The sequence below is a fragment of the Rhizobium sp. NFR03 genome, from assembly GCF_900111275.1.
Taxonomy (GTDB): Bacteria; Pseudomonadota; Alphaproteobacteria; order Rhizobiales; family Rhizobiaceae; genus Ferranicluibacter.
Genome location: NZ_FOGR01000004.1, coordinates 589057 through 605949, shown reverse-complemented (window position 1 = coordinate 605949; position 16893 = coordinate 589057). Strand labels below are relative to the sequence as shown.

At 62.6% G+C, this 16893-nt stretch carries 14 protein-coding genes and 1 pseudogene; 8 read left to right on the top strand and 7 right to left on the bottom strand.

Translation table 11 applies throughout. The features are described from left to right. Positions 1–113 precede the first annotated feature (113 nt). The 5 genes from BSG19_RS15975 to BSG19_RS15955 form a co-directional block, all read right to left on the bottom strand. Positions 114–1445 carry an NAD(P)/FAD-dependent oxidoreductase gene (locus tag BSG19_RS15975; RefSeq protein ID WP_092988974.1) on the bottom strand — a complete coding sequence of 444 codons (1332 nt, stop codon included), beginning with the start codon at positions 1443–1445 and terminating at the stop codon, positions 114–116. Next, the gene (locus BSG19_RS15970; RefSeq protein WP_092988973.1) at positions 1446–2159 is read right to left on the bottom strand and encodes an SDR family NAD(P)-dependent oxidoreductase; all 714 of its coding nucleotides are present in this window, start codon (positions 2157–2159) and stop codon (positions 1446–1448) included. Then, positions 2156–2641 carry a MarR family winged helix-turn-helix transcriptional regulator gene (locus tag BSG19_RS15965; RefSeq protein WP_092988972.1) on the bottom strand — a complete coding sequence of 162 codons (486 nt, stop codon included), beginning with the start codon at positions 2639–2641 and terminating at the stop codon, positions 2156–2158. The genes BSG19_RS15970 and BSG19_RS15965 overlap by 4 nt, the downstream gene beginning before the upstream one ends. 291 nt (positions 2642–2932) lie before the next feature. Then, positions 2933–4579, bottom strand: coding sequence for an ABC transporter ATP-binding protein (locus BSG19_RS15960; RefSeq protein ID WP_092988971.1), 1647 nt, complete (start codon positions 4577–4579; stop codon positions 2933–2935). Between the two features lie 294 nt (positions 4580–4873). Further along, a complete protein-coding gene (locus tag BSG19_RS15955) occupies positions 4874–5836 on the bottom strand; it encodes a GlxA family transcriptional regulator (protein ID WP_092989128.1) in 963 nt (320 codons plus the stop codon). A gap of 74 nt (positions 5837–5910) precedes the next feature. On the opposite strand from BSG19_RS15955, the gene BSG19_RS15950 reads away from it, so the two are divergent. Continuing rightward, a complete protein-coding gene (locus BSG19_RS15950) occupies positions 5911–6588 on the top strand; it encodes a DJ-1/PfpI family protein (protein WP_092988970.1) in 678 nt (225 codons plus the stop codon). 44 nt (positions 6589–6632) lie between these two features. On the opposite strand, the gene BSG19_RS15945 is transcribed toward BSG19_RS15950, so the two are convergent. Next, positions 6633–7544 carry a DMT family transporter gene (locus tag BSG19_RS15945; RefSeq protein WP_092989127.1) on the bottom strand — a complete coding sequence of 304 codons (912 nt, stop codon included), beginning with the start codon at positions 7542–7544 and terminating at the stop codon, positions 6633–6635. A 282-nt stretch (positions 7545–7826) separates the two neighbouring features. On the opposite strand from BSG19_RS15945, the gene BSG19_RS15940 reads away from it, so the two are divergent. From BSG19_RS15940 to BSG19_RS15910, 7 genes are all read left to right on the top strand, one after another. Next, positions 7827–8576, top strand: a complete 750-nt coding sequence (locus BSG19_RS15940) for a helix-turn-helix domain-containing protein (protein ID WP_170866013.1) — start codon at positions 7827–7829, stop codon at positions 8574–8576. A gap of 405 nt (positions 8577–8981) precedes the next feature. Beyond that, positions 8982–10142 (top strand): ABC transporter ATP-binding protein, encoded by a 1161-nt coding sequence (locus tag BSG19_RS15935; RefSeq protein WP_092989126.1) that lies wholly within the window; start codon positions 8982–8984, stop codon positions 10140–10142. Between the two features lie 71 nt (positions 10143–10213). Beyond that, positions 10214–11068 carry a carbohydrate ABC transporter permease gene (locus BSG19_RS15930; protein ID WP_348272144.1) on the top strand — a complete coding sequence of 285 codons (855 nt, stop codon included), beginning with the start codon at positions 10214–10216 and terminating at the stop codon, positions 11066–11068. Next, entirely contained in the window at positions 11068–11889 is an 822-nt protein-coding gene (locus BSG19_RS15925; RefSeq protein WP_092988967.1) for a carbohydrate ABC transporter permease, read from the top strand. The genes BSG19_RS15930 and BSG19_RS15925 overlap by 1 nt, the downstream gene beginning before the upstream one ends. A 77-nt stretch (positions 11890–11966) precedes the next feature. Further along, entirely contained in the window at positions 11967–13262 is a 1296-nt protein-coding gene (locus BSG19_RS15920; RefSeq protein ID WP_092988966.1) for an ABC transporter substrate-binding protein, read from the top strand. Positions 13263–13347: 85 nt separating this feature from the next. Then, on the top strand, positions 13348–14148 hold the full coding sequence (locus BSG19_RS15915; protein ID WP_092988965.1) for a phosphodiesterase: 801 nt from the start codon (positions 13348–13350) through the stop codon (positions 14146–14148). Positions 14149–14276: 128 nt separating this feature from the next. Continuing rightward, a complete protein-coding gene (locus BSG19_RS15910) occupies positions 14277–16070 on the top strand; it encodes a bifunctional diguanylate cyclase/phosphodiesterase (protein WP_092988964.1) in 1794 nt (597 codons plus the stop codon). 36 nt (positions 16071–16106) lie between these two features. Here the strand turns inward: BSG19_RS15910 and BSG19_RS15905 are convergent. Next, positions 16107–16769: pseudogene (locus BSG19_RS15905) on the bottom strand (GntR family transcriptional regulator); the annotation flags it as partial. Positions 16770–16893 lie beyond the last annotated feature (124 nt).

Here is a 16893-nt window from a genome sequence, read left to right as displayed (position 1 = left end):
GATTGAAAAGGATAATCGGTTCGTCCGCCTCTCCGGGCGGTTGGCCGCCGACAGCCATTGGCCGCCAGATGCTTTTTCAACGGCCGGCCGGTCTCCCCGCCGGCCGATCTTTCCTAAAAGCCGCTGACCAGTTTGATCTTCGAGCCGTCGCTGAAACGGCTGAACCGGAAATCACGGCGATCGACGATCGGGGTGCGACCGGTCACGATGTCCGCCGTCAGTCGGCCCGCCGCCGGTCCGATCCCGAACCCGTGGCCGGAAAACCCGGTGGCGATATGGAAGCCCGGAATGGCGTCGATGGCATCGATCACCGGAACGGCATCCGGGGTCACGTCGATCATCCCGCCCCAGCTCTGGGCGATCTCCGCCTTCTGAAAAACAGGGAACGCCTTTGCCAGCCGCGCCAGCGCGCCATTGACCATGGCCTTGGATGGAACCGGGTCGAGGACCCGATTGTATTCGAAAGGCGATGCCTCATCGAGCGCCCAGCGGCGCGGAATGCGCGCCTCGTCGAAGAAGCGTCCGCCCAGTCGGAAGCGCAGCGAGCGCCATTCATAGGACAGCGCCGGCATGAAATTTTTGGCATAGCGGAAAGAGGAGGGAACGATATCGACGACATTCTGCGAGCCGTCGGCGATGGTATAGCCGCCATCCGCGCGCTTGCGCAGGGCAAAGCCACTGGCCCAGATGGCTTCCTCCGGTCCGCCCGCAAGCGGTTTGGTGCGAAGCACCGAATTCAGCACCTTCAGTTGCGGCAGATCCAGGCCATGATTGCCACAAAACAGACTAGACCACGCGCCGCCGGCCAGTACCACCGACGTACAGCCGATTTCGCCACGCTCGGTGACGACTCCGGAGACGCGGCCGCCGGACATCTGCAGGCCCCGCACCGCGCACTCCGTGAGGATATGCGCGCCCTTGTCCCGCGCCGCCTCGGCAATCGCGGGCGCGGCCTTCTGCGGCTCGGCCCGGCAATCGCCCGCCGTGTAGAGCGCACCGGCGATTTTCATCGTGTTGCCGGGATATTTCGCGTTGAACTCTGCCGCGCTCAGCATATGAGATTCGATCTGGTAGCCTTCCAGATTACGGTTCCACCGCTCGTGCTCGTCGAACTGCTTTTCGTCGGCGCAGGTGAAAACGATCCCGGAGCGCTTGAAGCCAGTCTCCCTGCCGGTGCGGCGGTTCAGATCCGCCCAGATCCGCAGGCTTTCCGCCATTAGCGGGACTTCTCGCGGATCGCGACGGGAAATCCGCACCCAGCCCCAGTTGCGGCTGGATTGTTCATGACCGATCCCACCCTTCTCGCACAACGCGACACGAAGGCCGCTCTCGGCGAGTTCAAGCGCCGTCGACGTTCCGATGATCCCGCCCCCAATGACAACGACATCCACCTCCTTGGGCAGATCGGCATCGCCGTGGACAGGAACGACATAAGGACCGGGCATTCAGAAAAACTCCTCAAGCTGGCAATTGACGGCGAACTCGGCGACAGACGCCTCGTTCGGAAGAGAGATCAGCATGGCGATGATGCAGGCGAGATCGGCTGGCTGGGTCAACTGATCGGCCGGCCGGTCGGTGAGCGCAGCTGCCATATCGGTTGCGACAAAACCGGGGCACACGGCGGTCGCGCGCACACCCTTGTCGAAACCCGCCTGCCGGATGGCGTGCGACAGGGCGACGGCGGCAAACTTCGAGAGCGAGTAGCTGCCGGCCGCAGCCGACTTTACCCGCTTGCCGGACAGCGACGCGAGAATGATGAAGCGGCCGCAGCCGGTGGCGCAGAGCGCGTCCCAGGCCGCTTTCGCCAGCCGTCTTGGCGCCTTGACGTTAACCGAGAACATCGCGTCGATATCCTCGTCGTCCGCCTCGATCACCGTCTTGGGGATCATGATACCGGCGTTGGCAACGATGGCATCGATGCGACCGAAGCGTTGCAGGGCCTCGTTAACCCAGCGCTGCTCGGCCTGTGTGTCGTCTGCATCATAGGCAACGAGCTGAACGGCATCTTCATGTCCGACCGCCCAGGTCGGCATAACGGGTTTGCGCATGCCGAGCGACACCGTCCAGCCCTGACGCAGAAGCTCTGCCGCCACATGATTGCCGATTCCCCGGCTGGCGCCGGAGATGAGGGCGACGCGCTTGATCTGATGAACGCTCATGCCAACCCCACGATGCGCCTGTAGGCGCGGCGGAGAATATCCATGAGTTGCCGCTGTTCGTCTTCGGGCATGAAGCTGAAGAAATCCTGCGACTGTTTCGGCACGAGTTCGCGGATGCGGACGGCGAGCGCGGAGCCGGCTTCGGTGATATAGAGTTCCTGCGCGCGGCTGTCCTCTTGCGAAACCTCACGGCGGATCAGGTCATGCGCCACCATCTGGTCGATGACCCGGCCCATGGCCGAGCGGTCCCGCATGGTCAGATGGGCAATCACGGATGGGCGGATGCCCGGATAATCGTCGACCAGCAGCAATGTGGTGATCTTTCCTGTTCCCTTGGCGACATCCAGACCGTCGAGACAGGCATCGAGGTCGCGTGATACGGCGAGGTTGAGCGTGCGAATGTAGAAACTCAGGGTGTTCTCGAGCACATCGAGATTGATTTCCTCCGGTGTGGTCGGCGGTTTGGTCGATGGCTTGTGCATGCGAGTTCCGTTCGAATGGGCAAAAGATGTGCGTTGGCTGACGCGTTGTTAACGCGCCACCGGTTCCTGTCTTCCGTCCATGTCGTATTGCAAACCTGTCACAACATGAAAGGACAAATAGTGGATCAATGCAACTAAATTCCTCTCGAAAATCTAAAAAATTCAAACGTTTTCAGCTACTTGATAAGACGTGAATGTACACTGTCGAACCGCTGAGGATCGACGTTGATCGTGCTCTCCATCGTCACGCGGTATGCGACCGCAGCGGACATCTGCGCGTCTAGCGCATGGTCAGTTGCCGGTAGCGACCATGTCAGGCTCCCAGTCCGCTCCTGGAATGGCTGCAACGAGTTTGCGCGTGTAGTCGTGCGACGGCGAGCGGAAGATCCGCGAGGGTGGACCTTGCTCGACCACGGACCCCTTATGCATCACCAGCACGTCGTCGCAGATCTGGCTGGCCACCCGCAGATCATGGGTGATGAACACCATTGCGACTTTCATCTCTGTCTGAATGCGGGCCAGAAGTTCGAGGATTTGCGCCTGAATGGAAACATCCAGCGCGGAGACTGCCTCGTCGGCCACGAGAACGACGGGATCGAACATCAGCGCGCGGGCGATACCGACGCGCTGCCGCTGCCCGCCGGAAAATTCATGCGGAAAGCGATCATACGCCTGCTCGTCCAGACCGACACGCTTCAGGAGGCTCATTGCCTTGTTTCGAGCCTCATGCACAGCAGATCCGTGGGCGACCGGTCCGACCGTGAGGATCCTGCCGATCGTGTGGCGGGGATTGAGGGAGGCGAAAGGGTCCTGGAAAATCATCTGGATGTAGGGGCGAAGCGGCCGGAAGCTTTCCTGGGTCATGCCCGCAATGTCACGCCCGTCGAAGCGGATCACACCGCCGTCCGGCTCCAGCAACTTCAGAAGGATCCGCCCAAGTGTGGATTTTCCCGAACCGCTTTCGCCGACGACGCCGAGTGTCTGCCCCTTGCGCAGCGTGAAGCTGACGCCGTTGATGGCCTTGACGACGCGCGGCTTGCCGAAGAACGAACCCGAACTGCGATACTCCTTCTCGAGGTTCTCGACTTCCAGAACGAGCGGCGTTTCCCTGGATATCCTGTCTTCGGTTCCACGCATACGCGGAACGGCAGCGACGAGGCGCTGCGTATAGGGATGAGCCGGGCGGACGAGCACCTGATCGGCGCGGCCCTGCTCGACCATATGACCCTTTTCCATGACCACGACCCGGTCGGCGATTTCAGCGACCACACCGAAGTCGTGGGTGATGAACATGACGCTCATGTTCTTCCGCTTCTGGATTCGCCGGATAAGATCGAGGATCTGCGCTTGTGTCGTTACGTCGAGTGCGGTTGTGGGTTCGTCGGCGATCAGGACATCGGGATCGAGTGCCAAGGCCATGGCGATCATCACACGCTGTCGCTGGCCGCCGGACAGGCGGAAGGGATATTGCAGCCGCATGAGCAGCGGGTCCGGCAGGCCCACCTCCTCCAGGAGATCCAGAACCTTGGCCTTGCGGCTTTGCGCCGTTCCCTGCCCATGCGCTTCCAGAACCTCGCAGATCTGATCGCCGACTGTCATCAGTGGATTGAGCGCAGAGAGCGGATCCTGAAAGATGATCGAGACCGCCTGCCCCCTTAACGGCCGGATCCTGTCTTCCGATACCGCGAGGATATCCATATCCTTGAAGTGAATTTCGCCGCCCGTCACTTTGATCGAGGGCGGCAGCAGCCCCATGATCGTGTTGGCGGTGACGGATTTTCCGGATCCGGACTCGCCGATGATGCACAGGATCTCACCTGCGTGAAGATCGAAGGAGACATTCTGGACGGCATGGGTGCGCTCCATACCGGGCGGTAACGCCACGGTCAGATTGCGCACGGACAGGACGACGCCCGAAGGCGTTAAGGGCTGCGACATACGTTCCCCTTGTTCTTAAAACTCTGTTCGCTCTGGCCAGCCGTCTCCACCCGGCATCAAAATAGTGGATCATGTCCACTAAGTTGTCCAGTCTTTATGCAAGCCTCTATTGAGGCTAAATTTTGGGCATTAACGGGGAGGGTCTGCGGATAGCTAATCCCTCGTTGCCGTCACTGCGTGTGCCGGACACAGCGGCACGGCCGTCAGCGACAGCGCTGCCCCATGATCCACGCAGGATCACGATGTGTGTGAAGGTATAACGTCGAAATACTGGACTTTTGCCTCACGACTGCGTTACCCGTGAAACCGGCTACGATACGCCGCCGGGCCGACACCAAGTCGCTGGAGGAAGACGCGTCGCATGGTCTCGGTGGATCCGAACCCGCAGCGCGCGGCTGTTCGCGTCACGCTGGCACCGTCCTCCAGAAGCTGGCGCGCGCTTTCGAAGCGGATGGCTTCCACGCTGTCGGCCGGGGTACGCCCCGTGCTCTGGCGGTAGCGGCGCGAGAAGGAGCGCAGGCTCATGCCAGCCCGATCCGCCAACACGGCGAGCGACAGATCGCGGTCGAGATGGTCGGCGATCCAGCCATGCAACGGCTCGAAGGTGTCGTCCGTTTCCTGAAGCGCGAGCGCCGCGCTGAACTGCGCCTGGCCGCCCGGCCGTTTGAGGAACACGACGAGCTGGCGCGCGATGGCCAGCGCCAGCGGTCGGCCCATGTCGGCCTCCACCATCGCCAACGCCAGATCAATGCCCGCCGTCACCCCGGCCGACGTCCAGATTGGTCCGTCCCGGATGAAAATCGGATCGGGATCGAGGTGAACCGCAGGAAAGCGGGCGGTGAATTCGGCGCATCGCCCCCAGTGCGTCACGGCACGGCGGCCATCGAGAAGGCCGGCCTCGGCAAGCAGAAATGCACCGCTGCACACCGAAGCGGTGCGCGATGCGATCGCCGCACGTCGCCGGATCCAGTCGAGAAGGCCGGCGTCGCGGCAGGCGGCGTTCACGCCATAGCCGCCGGAGACGATCAGCGTTCCCCCGGCCACCTCGCCGGCAAGCCTGGTGGATCGCAGAACGATGCCGGAGCTCGTCACCACCTCCACGTCCGTCGAGACGATGTCGATCACATAGGGCTTGGGCGTCCCGGCCGGTGAGAGATCGTTGGCCGTGGCGAACACCTGCGCCGGCCCCGTGATATCCAGAATCTGGGCGTTCTCGAAAGCGAGGATCTCGATGCGATGGGGTAGATCAATTGGCATGAAACGAGCGATGATTGGCGCAAAGGCCAATTCATGCTGCGGTATGGTCAATCCGTCAACAAGGGAATGGGCTCATGACGCTACACTTTGGAATTCTCTGCTTTCCCGCTGTCCAGCAGCTGGACCTGACCGGTCCTTACGAAGTCTTTGCCTCCGCTAGTGACGCCAGGGTCCATCTCGTCTGGAAGAATCTCGAACCGGTGAGAGCCTCGACCGGTCTCTGGCTGCAGCCCGACATGCGCTTTGCCGACGCGCCGGATTTCGATGTCCTTTGCGTGCCCGGCGGCGCGGGCGTCAACGCGCTCCTCTCCGACGACGAGACGTTGACTTTCATCCGGGAGAAAGCCGCCAAGGCGCGCTACGTCACGTCGGTCTGCACCGGATCTCTCGTCCTCGGTCGTGCCGGTCTTCTTGAGGGTCGTCGAGCCACTACGCACTGGAACGCGCATGATTTCCTCGAAAGCTTCGGGGCGGTGCCCGTCAAGGAGCGGGTCGTCCGAGACGGATCGCTCATCACGGCGGGTGGCGTCACCTCGGGGATCGACTTCGGCCTTGCCGTCATCGCGGAACTCATGGGCCGAGAGGAAGCCGAAACGATCCAGCTCTCGCTCGAATACGCGCCGGAACCTCCCTTCGGCTCGGGCCTTCCGGAAACCGCCTCGTCCTCCGTGCTCGCCGCCGCCAAGGCCCGCATGGCGGGATCGCGACGGGAGCGAGAGACGCTTCTATCCCTCGCGACCGCGCAAGCATGAGTTCGATACGAAGGCTAAGATCAAGAGCAATCGAGCGGTTGATTTCAGTGCGATGACGCGGTCTCGGGGGCTGGTGCGACCGACCGCGTCATCGGGCGCGCGAAGATCACGACATTGCCGGCAAGTGTCAGCACAAGTCCGACGATCGCAAGTGGCGTCCAGTGATAGCCCTCGTAGAGGGTCGAGAGCGACAGGGCGACGACCGGGAAGAGCACCGTCGTATAGGCGGCTCGCGACGAGCCGATGCGCGAGACCAGCATCAGATACGTGGTGAAGCCGATAACCGAGCCGACCGCGGCGAGATAGAGCATCGCCATCAGATACTGTGTGTCGGGCGGCGCTATGACCGGCGTGCCGGTCATGGTGATGAGGACCAGAAGAAACAGGGAGCCATATGTCATGCCCCAGGCATTGGCGGTGGCGGGTGCGATCCCCTCGGCGCTGTTGCGGCGGGAGACCATGTTGCCCAGAGAGAAGAACAGCGTTCCGAGCGCCGACAGGCCTACGCCCTTCCAGGTATCGACATTGAAATGAACGAGGATATCCGGGCCGAACAGCAGGAGCAGCCCGGAGGCGCCAAGGACCGCCGCCACCACGGTGCGCGCTGTAATCCGGTCGCCGAAGAACAGCCGAGCATTGATGGCGTTATAAATCGTCGCCAGCGAGAAGATGACGGAGATCAGCCCCGATGGCACATAGCTGGCCGCGTTGTAGAAGCAGATGAAGTTGCAGCTGAACAGGCAGAGCGCCTGCATGAAAATGAACGGCTGATGCCGGGCCGCGGGAATCCTAAGCTTGCCCAGCACGCCAAGCACGACGAGGAAGATGAGGGCGGCCGTGGCGAAACGGTAGAACACGGAAACCAGCACGGGCACCGGCCCGACCTGCATGGCAATCGCGATCCAGGTGGTGCCCCATATCACGACGGTTGAAACGAACAGAATGATATTGGCCATGACGTCCTCGCTGTAAGGGCAGATGGATACGAGGAAAACGGCGGCGCTGATTGCAGATTCTTGCGGTGAAATGGCGTCGAGCAGCAACAGAGGCCACCTCTATGCTGGCATGCACTGAACTCCGCGATAGAATGAGGCTCGTTTCGCAAGAGATCCTCCATGACTGCCGACAACCCGTCCGTCTTCAGCTTTCTCTCGGCCTCGCCCTGCGCGCAGGTTACAGACGCGCTGACTCTCGGCTTCGGACGATCGGCGGCGATCTGGCGCAACGCCCATGACCGGATGCGCTACGAGCAGCCGGACGGCCACACATTCAGCCTGTATCTCAAAGGCGGCTCCGGCACCCGCCGTATCGATCAGGGCAACAGCAATGGTTGGCCGGGTGCACTCTGTATCATGCCGCAGGGCGCCTCTTCCGAATGGGAGATCACCGACGACTTCACCTTCGTCCACCTCTATGTGCCGGATCAGGAGATGCGCCGGGTCTTTACCGAAGTTTTCGATCGCGACTGCCGCCTGATGGTGGTGCCCGAAACGACTTTCGACAACGCGCCGGCACTCGCCGTGGCGTTACGTGAGGTCGCACATGCCACGCGGTCCGGGGATACGCTGCTTGCCGACGAGGCCATCGCAACCGTGCTTTCCGGCCTGTTTGGCGATCCCCGTTATGGGGGAAACCGGGCCATCTCGATCAAGAGCGGCCTGGCCCCCGCTGTGCGCCGCAGGATAACCGACTATATCGAGGCACATCTCGACGCGCAGATCACCTTGCCGGATCTCGCCGCCATCGCCGGCCTCAGCGAATTCCACCTGCAGCGTATGTTTCGCATCAGTTGCGGTGTCTCGCCACACGGTTGGGTCCTGCACCGGCGTCTTGATCGCGCCAAGACGTTACTGGCCGGCGCCGAGCCCATTGCCCGGATCGCTTCAGCCTGCGGCTTCAGCAACCAGAGCCATCTGACCCGGGTATTCAAAGCGACGACCGGCACCACGCCATCAACTTTTCGGCAGAGCGTTTCCGGTCGGGCCTGAACACTGCCACCTCTTTCCGGCTGGCTGCGATCAGGTTTTTAAGAATATAGCCGCCTTATCGGCAAACCCTTCACGATGGCGCCACCGTGCGCACCTCAAATGGTCGAGGATGAGGCGGTCCCGCGAGACGTGGACCCCCCTTCCGGGCGAGGCCTTGTATCCGTTGGGGGCCGCGTTGGTGGACCGGGACTGCCTTCACGAGTGTGTCGCTCCTCGCCATATCGGCAGGGTCTGCGCAAGGTCAGGAAGCACAGGATAGGCAGACGGAAAACCGGCCAGGGGTGGCAAGGCTCTGACCAATATGCGCCTCACAGGCTCTGAACCGGCCCGTCATCAATCTTTCGTCAAATGGTTGTCCGCCTGTCATATCGACGCGCCATACGCGCCCTGGAACAGGAGCGCATCATGCCGTCGAAAGCTATCGATCTTCGCCACATCAGAAAACGGTTCGGGTCGGACGAGGTCCTCAAGGGCATCGATCTCTCCATCCGTCCGGGCGAATTTCTGTCGCTGGTCGGTATGTCCGGGTGCGGCAAGTCCACGCTGCTCCGGATTATCGCGGGCCTCGAAAACCCGGATCAGGGCGCGGTCGCGATCGGCGGCGCTGACGTGACGAATGTCGATCCGAGCGATCGAAACCTTGCCATGGTGTTCCAGTCCTACGCGCTCTACCCGCATATGAGCGTACGGGAGAATATCGCCACGCCGCTGCGCATGCGCCGCCTGCCCATGTCGGCGCGGCTGCCGTTGGTCGGCGGTCTGTTCGGGACGTCGAAGGTCAGAAAAGCCATCACAGAGGATGTCGAGCGGGCCGCTGGAATGCTGCAGATCGACCATCTTCTCGATCGCAAGCCGTCGCAGCTCTCCGGTGGTCAGCGCCAGCGCGTGGCCCTTGCCCGCGCCCTCGTACGCTCGCCGGCAGCCTTTCTCATGGACGAGCCCCTGTCCAACCTCGATGCCAAGCTGCGCGCCCATATGCGCGAGGAACTCGTCTCGCTGCATCGCCGCCTCGGCGCGACCTTCGTCTATGTCACGCATGACCAGATCGAGGCGCTGACCATGTCGGATCGCATCGCCCTGATGTCGGAAGGGCGCATCGAGCAGCTGGGCACGCCGGATGAACTCTATCGCCAGCCCGCGACGCTGACGGTCGCGCGCTTCATCGGCTCGCCGTCGATCAATCTGCTGCCGGTCGACGTCGATAGCGCGGGCGAGATTTCCGCATTCGGGCAGGCGCTCGGCCTTCGCACCACGGGCGAGACAGGCCCGGCCACGCTCGGCCTGCGTTCGGAAGACCTCTTTCTTGCCGGCGAAGGCCGTCCCTCGCATGAAGGTTTGGCCGTGAAGGTTCTGCGCAGCGAAACCCATGGCGCCGATCGCTTCATGACCTGCCAGCTCCTTGCCGATCCCGCGGTGCGCCTGACCGTGCGCCAGACCGCAACGGCAAAGCCGGGCGTCGTATCGGAGGGCACCGTCCATCTCGGCTTCCATGCGGAGCGTGCGCATCTCTTCGGCGCCGACGAGCTGCGCCGGCCGCTCACTCTACGCGAGCGGGTGCTGGCATGACGGCCGTCCCTACAGATCTGTCATTGCCGGTCAAACCCGGCGTCACCTCGTCCAGCAGCGGCGAACGCCGCATGATGCGCAACGGCCTGATGTTCTCGGCACCGGCCGTATTCCTGTTGCTGGCGATCTACATCCTGCCCATGCTGCTGCTCGCCGTGTTCTCCGTCACGGACTATCAGCTCGGCGCCCTGTCGATCCGCTTCGTCGGGGTGGAGAACTTCACCAAGGCGTTCCACGATCCGGTGTTCCTGCGCGCGCTGTCCAACACCGTGCTCTATGCCGCCCTCGTCATTCCCTTCGGCGTTTTTCTCGCGCTTGGCGTCGCACTTCTCGTCCACGGAACGAAGCGCAGCCGGGCTTTCTGGGAGGTCGCCTATTTCCTGCCGGTCACCGCAACGCTGGTGGCCATGGCAACCGTCTGGCAGTTCCTGCTGCACCCGTCGCTCGGGCCTGTAAACGCTGCCATCACGTGGCTTGGCTTCGAGCCCGTGAGCTTTCTGTCGAACCCGTCGCTGCTCATCCCGACCATGGCGCTCATCGGCATCTGGCAGGTGCTCGGCTTCAACATGGTTCTCTTCCTGGCGGGCCTTACCGCCATTTCGAAGGACCTTTACGAAGCAGCACGGCTGGACGGCGCCAGGAGTTCGCTCGACCGTTTCCTCACCGTGACATGGCCGATGCTCGGGCCGACGACGATGTTCGTCATCGTGACCACCTCGATATCCGCCTTCAAGGTGTTCGAGACGGTGGCGGTGCTGACCAAGGGCCGGTCCGGCTCGGAGACGCTGCTGTTCGATCTCTATCTCGAAGGCTTCGAATATTCCAACACCGGCTATGCGGCAGCCCTCACCCTCATCTTCCTTGCCATCGTGCTCGTGCTGTCCATCGGGCAGACGCTGCATCTCGACCGGAAGGTGCATTATTGATGACCGCTCTGCGCAAATTCACCCCGCATGCCGTTCTGGCGCTGGGCGCCGTCTTCATGCTGCTGCCCTTCTACTGGATGGTGCTGACCTCCATCCGCTCGCCGGCCGAGATCTTCGACGTCTCTCTCTGGCCGATCCCCAAAACGTTCGACGCCGTCGAGAATTACGCGCGCGCTGCCGGTCAGGTTCCGATGGGCCGGTTCATGCTGAACGGCGTGATCGTCTGTCTCGGCATTCTCATCGTGCAGGTGCTCACCGCTGTTCCCGCCGCCTATGCTCTGGCCAAGCTGCGCTTTCCGGGCCGCCGGCTGCTTCTGTCGCTGGTCATCGCGGCCCTCTGCGTGCCCATCCAGGCGCTGGCGCTGCCGCTCTTCGTCGGGCTTGCCAAGGCCGAGCTGCTCAACACCTATTTCGCGATGATGGCGCCGTTCTTTCTCTCGGTCTTCGCCATTTTCCTCTTCCACCAGTCCTTCCGCAGCTATCCGAACGAGATCATCGAGGCGGCACGGCTCGACGGCTTCTCGGAACTGGAGATCTGCTGGCGTCTCGTCCTGCGCGGCTCGCTGCCGTCGCTCGCCGCCTTCACGGTCTTCTCCCTCGTCGCGCACTGGAACGATCTCTACTGGCCGATGATCGTCGTGTCCGACACCAACCTCGCGCCGCCGCCGCTCGGCATGCTGTTCTTCTCCGATGTCGAGACCGGCGCCAACTACGGCGCGCTGATGGCCGGCGCCACGCTCATCACCGCCCCCATGCTGATCTGCTTCCTTCTCGTACGGCGGCACTTCATCGCGGGCATCACCATGACCGGCGTCAAGTGACGCCGCCCGAACCGCCCCTCCTGCCTTAACCCGACCTCCCAAACCTCCCGATACCGCACGTCCCCAAGGAGACTTCGATGACCCTGACCCGACGCACCGCCATCCGCGGCCTCGTCTTTGGCCTTGCCATGGCCGGCCTCAGCACGGCCGCTTCCGCCAGCGACGAGATCACGCTGAACGTGCTTTACAACCTGCCCGGCTTTACAAAATTCCATCAGCCGCTGGCCGATACGTTCATGAAGAACAACCCGACGATCAAGATCAATTTTCTCGCGCCCGCTTCCGGCTACAATGAAGGTCAGCAGCAGGTGCTGCGCGCAGCCGTTACCGGCAACCTGCCCGACGTCTATTTCTCCGGCTACAATCTGACCGGCGAACTGGTGCACACGCTGGCGCCGCGCAACCAGATCACGGATCTCGGTCCCTTCATCGAGGCCGAAGGCGGCGCGGCCTTCCTCGAGAAGAACTACAGCCCGAAGATGTCGGCGCTCGGGCAGGTGGACGGCAAGCAGTACGGCCTGCCGGTCAACGCATCCTCGCCGATCATGTATGTGAATGCCGAACTGGTGCGCAAAGCCGGTGGCGATCCCGACAACATGCCGAAGACCTTCGAGGACATCATTGCGCTGGCTGCCAAGATCCACGCACTCGACCCGAAGATCGCCGGCATGGGCTACGACATCAACGGCTGGCCGGACGACTGGCTCTGGCAGTCGCTGATCTTCCAGCAGGGCGGACATCTGGTCGATCCCGCCACCAAGACGGTTGCCTTCGACAACGAGATCGGCCTCAATGCGCTGAAACTCGCACGCCGCTTCGTCACCGATGGCGGCCAGACGCTGCTCGACTGGGACCAGTCGCGCCAGCAGTTCGGCGCGGGCCTCACCGGCTTCATCTTCTCGACGCCCGCCCATGTGCAGACGATCCAGGGGCTGGTCGGCGATCGCTTCGAGCTGAAGACCGCGACCTTCCCGCTCGACAATGCGGAAAAGGGCGGCGTGCCCACGGGCGGCAACTCCGCCGTCATTCTGACGCAGGACAAGGCCCGGCAGGATGCCGCCTGGAAGTACCTGAAGTGGATCACCGGTCCCGAAGCGCAGAACCTCATCGTGCGCATCACCGGCTACCTGCCGACGAACAAGCTGGCGACCGGCCCGGACTATCTCGCGCCGTATTACACCGAGAACCCGAACATCAAGACGGCCTCGCTGCAGGCCGAGCGGTCGCTTCCCTGGGCCGGCTATCCCGGCGGCGACTCGGTGCGGATCTGGCGCACCCAGCGTGACATCATCGGCACCGTCATGCGGGGCGAGGTCACGCCTGAGGAAGGCCTCAGCCAGATCGTCGCGCAGACCAACGGCCTGATGAACTGATCCGGCACGCTGCCAGCTTGAAACACCGACGGCTGCGGAGCCCTGCCTCCGCAGCCGTTCCCTTTCCCGACAAGGCGCTTGACCCATGAAAATCATCCAGCTGACCGACACGCATCTGCTGCCTCCGGGCGCGACCGTTCACGGCGTCGATCCCGAGGTCCATCTGAGAGCTGCCGTCGCCGATATTCTGGAGAAGCATGGGGATCCACACCTGCTCGTCATCACCGGCGATCTCTGCAACGACGGCGATCCAGAGGCCTATGCGCTTTTGCGCGAGATCCTCTCTCCCTTCACCTGCGACATCCGGCTGCTGCTCGGCAATCACGATGCGCGCCCGGCTTTCACCGCCGCCTTCCCGGAACAGCCGCGCGATGAGAACGGGTTCATCCAGTCCCATCTCGATACGCCGTTCGGCCGCCTGCTCTTTCTCGACAGCCACGGGGCCGGCATCATCGGCGGTATATACGACACCCAGCGCCTCGCCTGGCTGGATGACGCTCTTGGCAACGCCGGCGAAAAGCCGGTCACCGTCTTTGTGCATCATCCCCCGGTTCACTCGGGCATCGCGCATTTCGAGAATATCGAGATGCATGATGATGGCCTTCTGCTGCAACGGCTCGCAACCCACCCCGCCGGCATTCGTCACATCGTCTTCGGGCACATCCATGTGCCTCTGGCAGGCACCAGCGCGACGGGCATCGCCTATAGCTCCGGTCAGGCCTGTTCCCACAAATTCGTCACCGATATCGACGCGCCCGATCCGTTCTGGACCGCCGGCAACCCCTGCTATCGCATCATCCAGCTCGACGAGAACGGCTTTCGCGCCTATGCGGCCGAGGTCGGCGAGACGCGGACGGCGCGCGCCGGGCCCTGTGCCGGGCCGTGACATCTGCGTGGCCCCGTCCCGAGATCATGTAACGTGCCATGCTTCTTCATAAAACTGTCATTCTGCGCAAACCAAACGTTTAAACTCCCCTGCGATGGTCGGCACAGTTGTCGTCCTGGAGACCGCCGGTGAGTGCCCTTCTCGAAACGTTTTCGCCCCGTCATCTCGGCCGCGACCAGATCGTGACCCTGTCCAAGCTCGTCGTCGAGACCGCCTTGCAGCCGATCGTCGAGGCGACGACCGGGACTTGCTTCGGTTACGAGTCCCTGATGCGCGGCTTCGACCGGCTTGGCTTCGGCTCGCCGCTGGCGCTTCTCGACCGGGCGCATGAGAATGGCGAGCTTCTGGCCCTGGAGCACATGGTCATCAGCCGGGCGCTTGCGGCGTTCGCCGCGCTGCCGGGCTTCGAGCAGCGCACCCTCTTCGTCAATTTCGATACGCGGCTGGTCGGCGCGGATGACGAGGCGATCCTCCACCGGCTCGATGCCCATCTCAAGCGCGTCGGCATCCCGCCTTCCAGCATCTGCTTCGAACTGTCCGAGCGACACGACAACGAGACGATCGCCGCGTTCGACACGCTTCTCGACCGGTTGCGGCAGCACGGCTTCAAGCTGGCGATCGACGATTTCGGCGTCGGCTTCAGCGGCCTGAAGCTCCTGTCCAATGCGGACGTCGATTACGTCAAGATCGACCGTCACTTCGTGTCCCACATCGAAAGCCTTCCGCGAAACCGGCAACTGGTCCGGCACATCGTGACGATGGCGCACAAGCTCGGCGCGCGCGTCATCGCCGAAGGCGTGGAGACCGAGGCGGAGTTTCACGTCTGCCGCGATCTCGGCTGCGATTTGCTGCAGGGCTATTTCGTGGCCATGCCGACCGTCTGCCATGCGGATCTGAAGGTCAGCTATCCGCACCTCGCGCAGGCCGACGATACCAAGCGGCGGACCGCCTCGGCCGACAGCGTGCTGATCCGCCGGCAGGTCGAGCATCTCCCGACCGTGCAGGAAAGCGCAAAGCTCGAAACGATCTTCGAGCTTTTCCGGACCTCGCCCCAGCAGGCCTTCTTTCCGGTGCTGAACGCCAATGACGAACCCCGGGGCGTCATTCACGAATATCACCTGAAGGAGATGATCTACCACCCGTTCGGGCGCGATCTCCTGCAAAACCGGGTCTACCAGCGCCGCATCTCCAGCTTCGTCACGCCGGCACCGGTTGCCGATGTGAATATGCCGGCCCATGAGATGCTCGACATCTTCACCGGCGCGAACGGCAGCGATTGCCTGATCCTGACCGAGAACATGCGCTATGCCGGCATCCTGTCTTCTGCCTCTCTGCTGCGCATCATCAGCGAGAAGCAACTGAAATTCGCGCGCGACCAGAACCCCTTGAGCGGCCTGCCCGGCAACCGCGCCATCCGCGACCATGTTCACGAATCCATGCTCGACGGCGACCACACCCGCTTCTTCTGCTATTGCGACTTCGATAATTTCAAACCGTTCAACGACCAGTACGGCTTTCATCGTGGCGACGCCGCCATCACGCTGTTTTCGGCGCTTCTGCGCCGCCACTTCATCGGCGACGGCGATTTCATCGGCCATGTCGGAGGCGACGACTTCTTCGTCGGCCTGTCGGACCTGCCGGAGAGCAAGGTGGACGACATGCTGACGCGGCTGCTCGGCGCCTTCAAAAGCGGGGTGGAGGAGCTCTACTCGGACGACGATCGCAAGCGTGGCTTCATCATGGGGTACGGCCGCTCAGGTGTCGAGCAGGCCTATCCTCTGATGCGGTGCAGCGTCGGCGTCCTGATGCTGGAAAAGGGCACGATCCTCACCGACGTCAATGCCGTCACCGCCCGCGTCGCCGAGTTGAAGAGCCGCGCCAAGGCGAGCCTCTCCGGGCTGGTGATCGACGGCCTGGCGTAATCGCTCGAAGCATCTCTCTCGGTGTTCGCCGCGTGTCGCGGCGAATACGATACTGGCATCGCTGACGATCGAGACATGATCAAAGGCTGCCTTTCCGGCAGCGGTCGTGTCGGCCCGCAGGATGGCGGTGACGATGCGGTCATGTTCCTCGTAGGATTTCGACAACCGGCCCGAAAGACGGAACTGCGCGCGGCGAAACGGTGCAAGCCTTGCGCGGGTCTGCGTCGCCAGTTCGAAAAGGTGGTCGTTATGAGCGCCGCGGTAGAGCCGGTTGTGAAACTCGGTATTATAGGCGGCATAGTCCTCGGGCACGCCCGAACGCACGAGCTGCATCGAGGTGCGGTGCTCGTGTTCGAGGGCATGCCGCTCGTCTGCCGTCATGCGCGCTGCGGAAAGCCGGGCGCAGATCCCTTCGAGTTCCGCCATCGCCTCGAACATCGCATGAAGATGGGCCTCCTCCACAGTCGTCACGATCGCGCTGCGGTTCGGCTCGCGGCCGACCAGCCCCATGGCGCCGAGTTCCCGCAGGGCTTCCCGCACCGGCGTTCGCGAGACATCGAAGCGTGTCGCCAGAGACAGCTCGTCCAGCCGCTCCCCGGGCACCATCATGCCGGTCACGATCATATCGGCGATCGCGCGCACCATCTGCTCGACGGTCGTTCCGGTGCGTGTGACGGTCTTCCGTTTTGCCTGCGTCACGTTCGTCTCAATGCCATTCTCATCACTGCATACAGATGACGGTCCGGCGCGGCCATGTCAATCGTCTGTTTAAGACATTGAAAACATGACAGTTGCGTCGGTTTTCATGAACTGACCCCGGTAA

Bases quoted from the DNA above. Each gene is read 5' to 3' on its own strand.
- BSG19_RS15975 (WP_092988974.1), bottom strand. From the start codon at position 1,445: ATGCCCGGTCCTTATGTCGTTCCTGTCCACGGCGATGCCGATCTGCCC.
- BSG19_RS15920 (WP_092988966.1), top strand. From the start codon at position 11,967: ATGACCCTGACCCGACGCACCGCCATCCGCGGCCTCGTCTTTGGCCTT.
- BSG19_RS15955 (WP_092989128.1), bottom strand. From the start codon at position 5,836: ATGCCAATTGATCTACCCCATCGCATCGAGATCCTCGCTTTCGAGAAC.
- BSG19_RS15950 (WP_092988970.1), top strand. From the start codon at position 5,911: ATGACGCTACACTTTGGAATTCTCTGCTTTCCCGCTGTCCAGCAGCTG.
- BSG19_RS15960 (WP_092988971.1), bottom strand. From the start codon at position 4,579: ATGTCGCAGCCCTTAACGCCTTCGGGCGTCGTCCTGTCCGTGCGCAAT.
- BSG19_RS15925 (WP_092988967.1), top strand. From the start codon at position 11,068: ATGACCGCTCTGCGCAAATTCACCCCGCATGCCGTTCTGGCGCTGGGC.
- BSG19_RS15915 (WP_092988965.1), top strand. From the start codon at position 13,348: ATGAAAATCATCCAGCTGACCGACACGCATCTGCTGCCTCCGGGCGCG.
- BSG19_RS15970 (WP_092988973.1), bottom strand. From the start codon at position 2,159: ATGAGCGTTCATCAGATCAAGCGCGTCGCCCTCATCTCCGGCGCCAGC.
- BSG19_RS15965 (WP_092988972.1), bottom strand. From the start codon at position 2,641: ATGCACAAGCCATCGACCAAACCGCCGACCACACCGGAGGAAATCAAT.
- BSG19_RS15930 (WP_348272144.1), top strand. From the start codon at position 10,214: ATGATGCGCAACGGCCTGATGTTCTCGGCACCGGCCGTATTCCTGTTG.
- BSG19_RS15945 (WP_092989127.1), bottom strand. From the start codon at position 7,544: ATGGCCAATATCATTCTGTTCGTTTCAACCGTCGTGATATGGGGCACC.
- BSG19_RS15940 (WP_170866013.1), top strand. From the start codon at position 7,827: ATGCGCTACGAGCAGCCGGACGGCCACACATTCAGCCTGTATCTCAAA.
- BSG19_RS15935 (WP_092989126.1), top strand. From the start codon at position 8,982: ATGCCGTCGAAAGCTATCGATCTTCGCCACATCAGAAAACGGTTCGGG.